Raw genomic sequence first — 12,339 nt, forward strand, 5'->3', positions numbered from 1 at the left:
GATGGGGTTCCTCGATCAGTGGCTGCCGGCGGCCGCCTGGGCCTTGGCGATTTCCTGGTTACGCAGCAGAAAGCGCTGGATCTTGCCGCTCGGGGTCTTGGGCAGCTCGCTGACGAACTCGATCTCGCGCGGGTAGGCATGGGCCGACAGGCGCTTGCGCACGTATTGCTGCAGCGCCTCGGCCAGGGCATCGTCTGCCGCGTGGCCGGCATGCAGCACGACGAAGGCCTTGACCCGCTCGGTACGCTCCGGGTCGGGCTTGCCGATCACCGCGGCCTCGATCACTGCGGGGTGCTCGATCAGCGCGCTCTCCACGTCGAAGGGACCGACGCGGTAACCGGAGGTGGTGATCACGTCGTCGGCGCGACCGACGAAGCTGATGCTGCCGTCATCGTTGAGCTCCACCGTGTCGCCGCTCAGGTAGTAGTCACCGACGAAGGATTTGGTCGCCATGCCGCGATAGCCAGGGAACCAGAACAGCGGCGAGCGCGCCATGTCCAGCGCCAGAATGCCGGGCTGACCGGCCGGCAGCTCGCGCTGCTGCTCGTCCAGCACCACCACACGGTGGCCCGGCATGGCAAAGCCCGCCGCGCCGAGGCGTACTGGATGCTGCAAGGCATGGTGGTTGCACAGCACCATGCCCAGTTCGGTCTGCCCGTAATGGTCATGGATGGTGCAGCCCAGGCCCTCGGCGAACCAGCGAATCACTTCCGGCGTCAGCGGCTCGCCGGCACTGCTCACCGCGCGCAGGCGCCCCTTGATTGCCGTCTCCACTTCATCACGCGCGGCCAGCAACAGGCGATAGGCCGTGGGCGAGCCGGCCAGATTGGTGATGCCGTATTCGCGAATCACCCGGCAGGTGCTTTCGACGCTGAAGGCGCCCTCGTAGAAGGTGGTGGCATGCCCCATCGCCAGCGGGCCGGTCACGGCGTAATACAAGCCATAGGCCCAGCCGGGATCGGCCAGGTTCCAGAAGCGATCTTCGGCGCGCAGATCCACTGCCTCGCGCATATAGCCGACGAAGGCGACGATGGCCTTGAGCGGCACCTGCAGTGGCTTGGCCAGGCCCGTGGTGCCGGAGGTGAACATCAGCAGGAAGGGATCGTCGCCCCGGCGCATCACCGGCTCGAAGCGATCCGTCTGCTGCTCCAGCTCGGCCCAGAAATCCTCGCCCACCACCAGCACGGGCGGCGCCTGCTCCACCTCGTCGAGCTTGCCACGGTTGAGTACATCGGTGACCACCAGCTTCGAGCCGGCCGTGTGCACCCGATGCTCGATGGCCTTGGGGCCGAAGGCGGTGAACAGCGGCTGATAGACGGCCCCGGCACGCCAGGTGCCGAGAATGGTGATCAACAGCTCCGGGGTGCGCGGCAGAATGCCCGATACGCAATCACCAGCGCCGATACCACGGCTGGCCAGCAGGTTGGCGAAACGTGCCGAGGCGGTCTGCAACTGCTCGAAGGTCCAGGTGGCGCGCTCGCCATTGCGCCCCTCCCAGATCAGCGCCGTCTTGCCATCGCCGACGTGGCGATCGCAGCATTCCACACAGGCGTTGATGGCATCCAGCCGACCGGCCAGCGTATCGGCAACGGCAGCCTCGAAATCGAACTCGCGGGCAGCGGTGAAGTAATCGCGCATCGGGGTGATCTCCCGGATTGTTCTTATTGGATGCTGCGATCTTTACCCCGCGCCCGCCCGCCGGCAATGTCGAAAGGTCTCAATCTGAATGAGCAGAAATGACAAAAGCGCTGTTGCTCAAAGATTTTCTGGGTTGATCAGCGCACGGTACTGGCCCGGCGTGGACCCCGTCCACTTCTTGAAGGCCTTGTAGAAGGCACTGGTATCGGCGAAACCCAATTCGCTGGCCAGCTCGCTGAAATTGCTCTCGTCATTGTCCAGGCTGGCGATGGCCAGGTCGCGCCGCACCTGATCCTTGAGCCCCTGATAGGACTGCCCGTGCAGCGACAGCTTGCGCCGCAGGGTCGAAGGCGCCATATGGAAATGCCCGGCCAGCGCCTCCACATCCGGCCACTGTTCCGGTGCCAGGCTGCGCAAGTGGGCCTTGATCCGCGCCCCCAGGCTCTGCGGGTCGCGATAGCGCACCAGAATATTGCCCGGTGCTCCGGCGAGAAAGCGCTTGAGCTCATGCGGGCTGCGTCGGATCGGCACCTGCAGGCTGTCGGCATTGAACAACAGGCGGCTCTGCCCGCGCGCGAACTGCAGATTGCGGGTGAACATCACCTGGTAGTCCTCGATATAGTCAGGCTGCGGGCAGCGTAGCTGGATGCCGAGTACATCGATGCGCCGCCCGGCCAGCCAGCAGCTCAGGCCATGGATGATCAGCCACAGGGTGAAATAGCCGAAGGCGCGGCAATTCTGCTCCGGCGCCTCGTCGACGACGATGGCCGCCAGGCCATCGCGCACTTCCAGCCTCGGGCTGAAGTCATCGAAGACCAGATGCAGAAAGCGCAGCGCGCCTTGCAAGGCCGCGCCCAGGGTCGGTTCCTTCACCGCGGCGCGGGCCATGTAGGCGAAACTGCCCACCTTCATGCGCCGTGGGTTCATGCCGAAGAACTCATCGTCCATCTGCCGGGCGATGGCCAGCCAGAGCTGGCCATAGGCCTCGGACGACACCCTTGCGTCGAGCTGCGCCAGCAGCTCGCCGTCGATCCCGGCCACGGCCAGCAATGCCGCCTCGTCGACGCCTTGGCGGCGCAGCTCGCACAGTGCTTCGAGCACCAGGCGCACGGAAATCGTGCCTTTTTCAGCGGACGCACCTGCCATGAGTTGCCTTGCTTCGTGGCTGTCGACAAGAGCGGCATTCTAGAGGCTTTGCCGTAGCGCCTGTCCAGCCGGTGGAATCGATCCGGCCAACGGCAGCGTTGACAGTCTGCAAAAGCAGACTTAACGTTTACGTAAAGGTAAACAACAAGAACAGTGCCATGCCCACCACCTACAGCATCTCCGACCTGGCCCGCGAACTGGACGTGACCCCGCGTACCATCCGCTTCTACGAGGAACAGGGCATGCTCGCCCCCGAGCGCCGTGGCCAGGAGCGCATCTATCAGCCCAAGGACCTGGTGACCCTGAAGCTCATCCTGCGCGGCAAGCGCATCGGCTTCTCCCTGGCCGAATGCAAGGAGCTGATCGACCTCTACGACCCCAGCAGCGGCAACCACAAACAGCTCAATACCTTCCTCGCCAAGATCGCCGAGCGTCGCCTGCAGCTTGAACAACAGTTGCTGGATATCCAGCAGATGCAACTGGAACTGGATACCGCCGAGGAACGCTGCCTGGCCGCCCTGGCCGACACTCACGCGCACCACTGAATCCGTCCCGGTGCGCACGGCGCACCCTACGACAACCATAGGTGACCCCATGAGCTACCCCACCCTCAACTTCGGCCTCGGCGAAACCCTCGATATGCTGCGCGACTCGGTGCACCAATTCGCCCAGGCCGAGCTGGCGCCGCGCGCCGCGCAGATCGACCGCGACAACGAATTCCCCATGGACATGTGGCGCAAGTTCGGCGACATGGGCCTGCTCGGCATGACGGTCAAGGAAGAGTACGGCGGCACCGACATGGGCTACCTGGCCCATGTGCTGGCCATGGAAGAAATCAGCCGTGCCTCGGCCTCGGTCGGCCTGTCCTACGGCGCGCATTCAAATCTGTGCGTCAATCAGATCCACAAGAACGGCAGCGAGGCGCAGAAGCACAAGTACCTGCCCAAGCTGTGCTCCGGCGAGCATATCGGCGCCCTGGCCATGAGCGAGCCCAACGCCGGCTCCGATGTGGTGTCGATGAAGCTGCGCGCGGAGAAGCGCGGCGACCGCTACGTGCTCAACGGCAACAAGATGTGGATCACCAACGGCCCTGATGCCCACACCTACGTGATCTACGCCAAGACCGACATCAACGCAGGCTCGCGCGGCATGACCGCCTTTATCGTCGAGCGCGACTTCAAGGGTTTCTCCCGCCACCAGAAGCTGGACAAGCTGGGCATGCGCGGCTCGAACACCTGCGAGCTGGTGTTCGAGGATTGCGAAGTGCCGGAGGAGAACATCTTAGGCGTCGAAGGCGGCGGCGTGCGCGTGCTGATGAGCGGCCTGGACTACGAGCGCACCGTGCTCTCCGGCGGCCCCACCGGGATCATGAGCGCCTGCATGGACGTGGTGCTGCCCTACGTGCACGAGCGCCAGCAGTTCAAGCAGTCCATCGGCGAATTCCAACTGGTACAGGGCAAGCTCGCCGATATGTACGCCGGCATGAATGCCTCCAAGTCCTACCTGTACAACGTCGCCCGCGCCTGCGATCGCGGCGAAGAGTCGCGCAAGGATGCTGCCGCGGTGATCCTCTACACCGCCGAGATGGCCACCAAGATGGCCCTGGACACCATCCAGTTGCTGGGCGGCAACGGCTACACCAACGAGTACCCGGCCGGGCGCCTGCTGCGTGACGCCAAGCTCTACGAAATCGGCGCCGGCACCAGCGAAATCCGCCGCATGCTGATCGGCCGCGAGCTGTTCAACGAAACGAAATAAGCGGCAAGCCACAAGCTTCAAGCGGCAAGTAGCAGCGCTTTGGTGCTCTTGCTTGTAGCTTGCGGCTTGAAGCTTGCAGCTCCTACGGAGTAGGCCATGACCATCCTGCACACCCAGATCAACACCCGCTCACCCGAGTTCGCCGCCAATAGCGCGGCCATGCTCGCCCAGGTGGATGAACTGCGCGCCCTGCTCGCCCGCATCCACCAAGGCGGCGGCGCCAAGGCGCAGGAGCGCCACACCTCGCGTGGCAAGTTGCTGCCGCGCGAACGCATCAACCGCCTGCTCGATGCCGGCTCGCCCTTTCTCGAGATCGGCCAGCTCGCCGCCCATGAGGTGTACGGCGAGGACGTGCCCGCCGCTGGGGTGATCGCTGGCATCGGCCGCGTCGAAGGCGTCGAGTGCATGATCGTGGCCAACGATGCCACGGTAAAAGGCGGCAGCTACTACCCGCTGACGGTGAAGAAGCACCTGCGTGCCCAGGCCATCGCCCGAGAAAACCGCCTGCCCTGCATCTACCTGGTGGACTCCGGCGGCGCCAACCTGCCGCGCCAGGACGAGGTGTTCCCGGATCGCGAGCACTTCGGTCGAATCTTCTTCAACCAGGCCAATATGAGCGCGCTGGGCATCCCGCAGATCGCCGTGGTCATGGGCTCCTGCACCGCCGGTGGCGCCTACGTGCCGGCCATGAGTGACGAGACCATCATGGTGCGCGAACAGGCCACCATCTTCCTCGCCGGCCCGCCGCTGGTGAAGGCGGCTACCGGCGAAGTGGTGACCGCCGAAGAACTGGGCGGCGCCGACCTGCACTGCAAGACCAGCGGCGTGGCCGATCACTATGCCGAGGACGACGAACATGCCCTGGCCCTGGCGCGCCGCTGCATCAGCAATTTGAACTGGCGCAAGCTGGGCCAGCTCGACAGCCGCGCGCCCATCGCCCCGCGCTACCCGGCCGAGGAGCTGTATGGGGTGATTCCGGCCGATGCCAAACAGCCTTTCGATGTGCGCGAGGTGATCGCGCGGATCGTCGACGACTCGCAACTGGATGAATTCAAGGCGCTGTTCGGCACCACCCTGGTCTGCGGCTTCGCCCGCATCAACGGTTACCCGGTGGCGATCCTGGCCAACAACGGCATCCTCTTCGCCGAGTCAGCGCAAAAAGGCGCGCACTTCGTCGAACTGGCCTGCCAGCGCGGTATCCCGCTGCTGTTCTTGCAGAACATCACCGGCTTTATGGTCGGGCAGAAATATGAAGCCGGGGGAATTGCGAAACATGGCGCCAAGCTGGTCACCGCAGTGGCCTGCGCCCAGGTACCCAAGTTCACCGTGATCATCGGCGGCAGCTTCGGTGCCGGCAACTACGGCATGTGCGGCCGCGCCTACGACCCGCGATTCCTGTGGATGTGGCCCAACGCGCGCATTGGCGTGATGGGCGCGCAGCAGGCCGCCGGCGTACTGGTGCAGGTCAAACGCGAACAGGCGCAGCGTGCCGGCCAGCCGTACTCCGACGAGGACGAACAGCGCCTCAAGCAGCCCATCGTCGAGCAGTACGAGCAACAGGCGCACGCGTTCTATTCCAGCGCCCGCCTGTGGGACGACGGCGTGATCGACCCGGCGCAGACCCGCGAGGTGCTGGCCCTGGCCCTGTCCGCCAGCCTCAACGCCGCCATCGAACCGACCCGCTTTGGCGTGTTTCGTATGTAGGGTGCGCTGTGCGCACCAAATTCAATGTATCGGTGCGCACAGCGCACCCTACGGAATGACCATGACCGACTTCACCACCGTACAGCTTGAAAAAGACCCGCGCGGATTCGCCACCCTCTGGCTGAACCGCCCGGAGAAGAACAACGCCTTCAACGCCGAGATGATCCGCGAGCTGATCCTCGCCCTCGACGCCGTCGGTGAAGACAAGAGCCTGCGTTTCCTCCTGCTGCGTGGCCGTGGCAAGCACTTTTCTGCTGGCGCCGATCTGGCCTGGATGCAGCACGCCGCCACCCTGGATTACAACGCCAACCTGAGTGATGCCCGTGAGCTGGCCGAGCTGATGTACAACCTGCACGGCCTGAAGATCCCCACACTGGCGGTGGTGCAAGGTGCGGCTTTCGGTGGCGCGGTGGGCCTGGCCAGTTGCTGCGATATGGCCATCGGCGCCGAGGATGCGCTGTTCTCGCTGTCCGAGGTGCGCATCGGCCTGGCCCCAGCGGTGATCAGCCCCTTCGTCGTGCAGGCCATGGGCGAGCGCGCGGCCAGGCGCTACGCGCTGACTGCCGAGCGTTTCGACGGCAAGCGCGCCAGTGAGCTGGGTCTGCTGGCCGAATGCTTCCCGGCCGATGAGCTGGACGCCGAGGTCGAAGCCTGGGTCGCCAACCTGCTACAGAACAGCCCACAGGCCATGCGCGCCAGCAAGGATCTGCTGCGCGAGGTCGGCAGCGGCGAGCTGACCCCCGCCCTGCGCCGCTATACCGAAAATGCCATCGCCCGCCTGCGCGTCAGCGCCGAGGGCCAGGAAGGCCTGCGCGCATTCCTGGAAAAACGCCAACCTTCCTGGCAGGAGCAATGACCATGATCGATACCCTGCTGGTCGCCAACCGTGGCGAGATCGCCTGCCGCGTGATGCGCACGGCCAAGGCCATGGGCATCCGCAGCGTGGCCGTGCACAGCGCCATCGATGCCAGCGCACGGCATGTGCGCGAAGCCGACGTGGCGGTGAACCTCGGTGGCGCCAAACCTGGCGAAAGCTACCTGCTGATCGACAAGATCGTCGCCGCCGCCAAAGCCAGCGGCGCCCAGGCCATCCACCCTGGCTACGGTTTTCTCTCGGAAAATGCCGGCTTCGCCCGCGCCATCGAGCAGGCCGGGTTGATTTTCCTTGGCCCACCCGCCTCGGCCATCGAAGCCATGGGCAGCAAGTCGGCGGCCAAGTCGCTGATGGAAGCTGCCGGCGTACCGCTGGTGCCCGGCTACCACGGCGACAAGCAGGATCTCGACACCTTCCGCGAGGCCGCCGCACGCATCGGCTACCCGGTGCTGCTCAAGGCTGCCGCTGGCGGCGGTGGCAAGGGCATGAAGGTCGCCGAATCGGAAGCGCAGCTCGCCGAGACGCTGGAATCGGCGCAGCGCGAAGCGCAATCGGCCTTCGGCGACTCGCGCATGCTGGTAGAAAAATACGTCCTCAAGCCGCGCCATGTGGAGATTCAGGTGTTCGCCGACCAGCACGGCAACTGCCTGTACCTCAACGAGCGTGACTGCTCGATCCAGCGTCGCCACCAGAAGGTGGTGGAGGAGGCGCCAGCGCCGGGCCTCAGCCCCGAGCTGCGTCGCGCCATGGGCGAGGCGGCGGTCAAGGCCGCGCAGGCCATCGGCTACGTCGGCGCTGGTACGGTAGAGTTTCTGCTGGACGAGCGTGGCGACTTCTTCTTTATGGAGATGAACACCCGCTTGCAGGTGGAGCATCCGGTTACCGAGGCCATCACCGGGCTCGATCTGGTGGCCTGGCAGATTCGCGTCGCCCGTGGCGAGCCGCTGCCGATCAGCCAGGCGCAGGTGCCGCTGAACGGCCACGCCATCGAGGTGCGGCTGTACGCCGAAGACCCGGATCACGACTTCCTCCCTGCCACCGGCACCCTGGCGCTGTACCGCGAGGCCGCCAGTGGCGACGGGCGCCGTATCGACAGCGGCGTGGCCGAAGGCGATAGCGTTTCGCCCTTCTACGACCCGATGCTCGGCAAGCTGATCGCCTGGGGCGAGAACCGCGAACAGGCGCGCCTGCGCCTGCTGGCCATGCTCGACGACACCTTGGTTGGCGGGGTGAAGACCAACCTGGCGTTCCTGCGCCGCATCCTCGCCCATCCGGCCTTCGCCGCCTGCGAGCTGGATACGGACTTTATCCCGCGTCATCAGCAGCAATTGTTACCTGCCCCCAGTGAGTTGCCGGAGACCTTCTGGCAACTCGCCGCCGATGCCTGGGTACAGAGTGAGACGCCGCTAGAGCGCGACGATGACCCGCATTCGCCCTGGTCAGCCCGTAATGGTTGGCGCTCCGGCAGTCCAGCGGAAATCGAGCTACACCTGAGCTGCCAGGGCGAGAGCCGCAAGGTGCGCGCGAGCAACCTGGCCCACTTGCGGGGCGAAGCACTGCTGGCAGAGATCGACGGCACGCGCCAGCGCCTGCGTGCCATCCGCCGTGGCGACACGCTTTACTTGCAGTGGCACGGCGAGCTGCATGCCCTCACCCGTTTTGACCCCATCGCCGCCGCCGAGGCCAGCCATGCCCAGCATGGCGGTTTGAGCGCGCCGATGAACGGCAGCATCGTCCGTGTGCTGGTCGAGCCAGGCCAGGCGGTCGAGGCCGGCGCGACCCTGGTGGTACTGGAGGCGATGAAGATGGAGCACAGCATCCGCGCACCCGAGGCCGGCACGGTCAAGGCGCTGTATTGCGGCGAGGGGGAGATGGTCAGCGAAGGGGCGGTGCTGGTGGAGCTGGAGCCGTAGGATGGATCACGCTTTATCGATCCACCGCCAGGCAATTCCCTTATCAGAGGGTGGACATGAAAAGCGATGTCCACCCTACGCCGCTCCGTAGGGTGGGCTTTAGCCCACCGATTCAGCTCAGCTCCATGTAGGACGAGTGCAACCCGCCCTATAGCTACCACGTCTTGCCGCAAGCGGTGCGCACGGCGCACCCTACGATGAACACGAGGACACCCGATGAACCTGCCCCAATCCGTACGCCTGGTGGAAGTCGGCCCGCGCGACGGCCTGCAGAACGAGAAACAGCCGATCAGCGTGGCCGACAAGGTACGTATGGTCGACGATCTCACTGCCGCCGGCCTGCGCTATATCGAGGTGGGCAGCTTCGTCTCGCCCAAATGGGTGCCGCAGATGGCCGGCTCCGCCGAGGTATTCGCGGGTATCCAGCGCCAACCGGGCATCACCTACGCTGCCCTGACGCCCAACCTGAAAGGCTTCGAGGCCGCGCTGGAGGCCAAGGTCGAGGAAGTGGCAGTGTTCGCCGCCGCCAGCGAGGCCTTTTCGCAGAAGAACATCAACTGTTCCATCGCCGAAAGCCTGCAGCGTTTCGTGCCGCTGATGGAGGCGACCAAGGCCGCGAACCTGCGCGTGCGCGGCTACGTCTCCTGCGTGCTCGGCTGCCCCTATGACGGCGAGGTCGATCCCACACAGGTCGCCAGCGTCGCACGTGAGCTGTATGCCATGGGCTGCTACGAGGTGTCGCTGGGTGACACCATCGGCACCGGTACCGCCGGCAAGACACGCAGGATGTTCGAGGTCGTCGGCCGCGACATCCCGCGTGAGCGGCTGGCCGGGCATTTCCACGACACCTACGGCCAGGCATTGGCCAATATCTACGCCAGCCTGCTCGAAGGCATCGCCGTGTTCGACAGCTCGGTGGCCGGTTTGGGTGGCTGCCCCTATGCCAAGGGCGCCACTGGCAACGTCGCCACGGAGGATGTGCTGTATCTGCTGCAGGGTCTGGGCATCGAAACCGGCGTGGACATGGATAAGCTGATCGCCGCTGGCCAGCGCATCTGCGAGGTGCTGGGCAAGGCCAATGGCTCGCGTGTCGCCCGCACCCGCCTGAGTCAATAAGCGCCGTAGGGTGGATCACACCTCACCGATCCACCACAACGGTGGATGAGAAAAGCGTCATCCACCCTACGCCTGGCACTACGGGCGCGCGTAGTAAAGGTCGGTGCAATGCCAGCAAAGGTCGTCTGAGTTAAAGTCCAAAGGCCTGCACGGACTAAGCTCAAGCCCACAAGAACGACGAGGACTCACCATGCCGCAACCTCTGTGGACACCTTCGCCCGAGCGTATCGCCGCCAGCCGGATGGACGCCTTTCGCCGTTTCGTCAACCAGCGCCACGGTATGCAACTGGCAGATTACCCTGCCCTGCACGCCTGGAGCGTCGAGCAGCGCGAAGCCTTCTGGCAGGCCATAGTCGATTTCTTCGAGATTGCTTTCCATGCCCCCGCCGAATGCGTGCTGCGCGAAGGCCCGGCGATGCCGGATGCCCAGTGGTTCCCCGGCGCCACGCTGAATTTCGCCGAACACCTGCTGCGCCGCCGCGACGGTCATCCGGCGCTGGTAGCCATCAGCGAGGACGGCAGCCGCGAGCAGCTTAGCCATGCGCAACTGGCCGCCCATGTCGCCGGCCTGCAACGGGCCCTGCGCGACGCTGGCGTGGGTATTGGCGACCGCGTCGCGGCCTTCATGCCCAACACCTGGCAGACCGTGGTAGGCATGCTCGCCAGCGCCAGCCTCGGCGCCACCTGGTCGAGTTGCTCGCCGGACTTCGGTACCCAGGGGGTGATCGACCGTTTCGGCCAGATCGAACCCAAGGTGCTGATCGCCGCCGCCGGCTACCGTTACGCCGGCAAGACCATCGACCTGACCGACAAGCTCAACGAAATCTTGTCGCAACTGCCCAGCCTGGAACGGCTGGTGATCCTGCCCTACTCACGGGAAGAGGCCAGCCCTAGCGATTACACGTCAGTTGCTCCAGTCAGCCTCTGGCAGGACTTCTACCAACCCGGCGGCGCGCCGCAGTTCACCCCGGTAGCCTTCGACCAACCGCTGTACATCCTCTACTCCAGCGGCACCACCGGTGTGCCGAAATGCATCGTCCATGGCGTCGGCGGCACCCTGCTGCAGCACGTCAAGGAGCATGGCCTGCACACCGACCTGGCTGCCAGCGACACCCTGTTCTACTACACCACCTGCGGCTGGATGATGTGGAACTGGCTGATGTCGGGCTTGGCCCTGGGCGCCACCCTGGTACTCTACGACGGCTCACCCTTCCACCCCGAGCCAACACGGCTGATCGACCTGATCGACGCCGAAGACATCTCCATCTTCGGCACCAGCGCCAAGTTCATCGCCGCGCTGGAGAAGGCCGGCGTCAAACCACGCCAAAGCCATAGGCTGAGCAGCCTAAAAGCCGTCCTCTCCACCGGCTCGCCGCTGGCCCACGAGAGCTTCGACTACGTCTACCGCGACGTAAAGCGCGACCTGTGCCTGTCGTCGATTTCCGGCGGCACCGATATCGTTTCCTGTTTCGCCCTGGGCAACCCGACCCTACCGGTCTGGCGCGGCGAACTGCAGTGCAAGGGCCTGGGCATGGACGTGCAGGTATGGAACGACAGCGCCCAGGCGGTGACGGGAGAAAAGGGCGAACTGGTTTGCGCCCGGCACTTCCCCTCGATGCCAGTGGGCTTCTGGAACGACGCAGACGGCGAGAAATTCCATGATGCCTATTTCGCCAGGTTCCCCGGCGTCTGGGCCCACGGCGACTATGCCGAAGAAACAGAGCACGGCGGCCTGGTCATCCATGGCCGCTCAGACGCGGTGCTCAATCCGGGCGGCGTGCGCATCGGCACCGCGGAAATCTACCGCCAGGTGGAAAAGGTGCCGCAGGTGCTGGAGTCCATCGCCATCGGCCAGGACTGGCAAGGCGATGTGCGCGTGGTGCTGTTCGTGCGCCTGCGTGATGGCGTGACGCTGGACGACGCCCTGCGCGAGGAAGTCCGCCAGGTGATCCGCGCCAACACCAGCCCACGCCACGTGCCGGCAAAGATCGTCCAGATTGCCGATATCCCCCGAACCCTCAGCGGCAAGATCGTCGAACTGGCGGTGCGCAATGTGGTTCATGGCCGCCCGGTAAAGAACACCGATGCCCTGGCCAACCCCCAGGCGCTAGCGTTATATCGTGATGTGCCAGAACTGCAGAACTAGATGAAAGAGCATCAGGCGGCCTGCGCCCTGGACATTCTCGGTGT

Annotated in this window: 9 protein-coding genes; 7 read left to right on the forward strand and 2 right to left on the reverse strand. The window is 65.0% G+C overall.

What is annotated here, in order from left to right; translation table 11 throughout:
- Positions 1–15: 15 nt before the first annotated feature.
- Both OU800_RS13770 and OU800_RS13775 read right to left on the reverse strand, forming a co-directional pair.
- Positions 16–1,638 carry an acyl-CoA synthetase gene (locus OU800_RS13770; RefSeq protein ID WP_268177855.1) on the reverse strand — a complete coding sequence of 541 codons (1,623 nt, stop codon included), beginning with the start codon at positions 1,636–1,638 and terminating at the stop codon, positions 16–18.
- Positions 1,639–1,755: 117 nt separating this feature from the next.
- The gene (locus tag OU800_RS13775) at positions 1,756–2,784 is read right to left on the reverse strand and encodes an AraC family transcriptional regulator (RefSeq protein WP_268177857.1); all 1,029 of its coding nucleotides are present in this window, start codon (positions 2,782–2,784) and stop codon (positions 1,756–1,758) included.
- A 158-nt stretch (positions 2,785–2,942) separates the two neighbouring features.
- On the opposite strand from OU800_RS13775, the gene OU800_RS13780 reads away from it, so the two are divergent.
- The 7 genes from OU800_RS13780 (at position 2,943) to OU800_RS13810 (ending at position 12,295) form a co-directional block, all read left to right on the forward strand.
- Positions 2,943–3,329 carry a MerR family transcriptional regulator gene (locus OU800_RS13780; protein ID WP_268177859.1) on the forward strand — a complete coding sequence of 129 codons (387 nt, stop codon included), beginning with the start codon at positions 2,943–2,945 and terminating at the stop codon, positions 3,327–3,329.
- A 49-nt stretch (positions 3,330–3,378) separates the two neighbouring features.
- On the forward strand, positions 3,379–4,542 hold the full coding sequence (locus OU800_RS13785) for an isovaleryl-CoA dehydrogenase (protein ID WP_268177861.1): 1,164 nt from the start codon (positions 3,379–3,381) through the stop codon (positions 4,540–4,542).
- Between the two features lie 96 nt (positions 4,543–4,638).
- Positions 4,639–6,246, forward strand: a complete 1,608-nt coding sequence (locus OU800_RS13790; protein WP_268177862.1) for a carboxyl transferase domain-containing protein — start codon at positions 4,639–4,641, stop codon at positions 6,244–6,246.
- Positions 6,247–6,307: 61 nt separating this feature from the next.
- Complete coding sequence (locus tag OU800_RS13795) at positions 6,308–7,102, forward strand: gamma-carboxygeranoyl-CoA hydratase (RefSeq protein WP_268177863.1); 795 nt, start codon at positions 6,308–6,310, stop codon at positions 7,100–7,102.
- Positions 7,103–7,104: 2 nt separating this feature from the next.
- The gene (locus tag OU800_RS13800; RefSeq protein WP_330221388.1) at positions 7,105–9,033 is read left to right on the forward strand and encodes an acetyl/propionyl/methylcrotonyl-CoA carboxylase subunit alpha; all 1,929 of its coding nucleotides are present in this window, start codon (positions 7,105–7,107) and stop codon (positions 9,031–9,033) included.
- A 216-nt stretch (positions 9,034–9,249) separates the two neighbouring features.
- Positions 9,250–10,149 carry a hydroxymethylglutaryl-CoA lyase gene (locus OU800_RS13805; RefSeq protein WP_268177865.1) on the forward strand — a complete coding sequence of 300 codons (900 nt, stop codon included), beginning with the start codon at positions 9,250–9,252 and terminating at the stop codon, positions 10,147–10,149.
- A 190-nt stretch (positions 10,150–10,339) separates the two neighbouring features.
- A complete protein-coding gene (locus OU800_RS13810) occupies positions 10,340–12,295 on the forward strand; it encodes an acetoacetate--CoA ligase (protein ID WP_268177866.1) in 1,956 nt (651 codons plus the stop codon).
- Positions 12,296–12,339 lie beyond the last annotated feature (44 nt).

Origin of the sequence: Pseudomonas sp. GOM7, from assembly GCF_026723825.1 — a bacterium.
Classification (GTDB): domain Bacteria; phylum Pseudomonadota; class Gammaproteobacteria; order Pseudomonadales; family Pseudomonadaceae; genus Aquipseudomonas.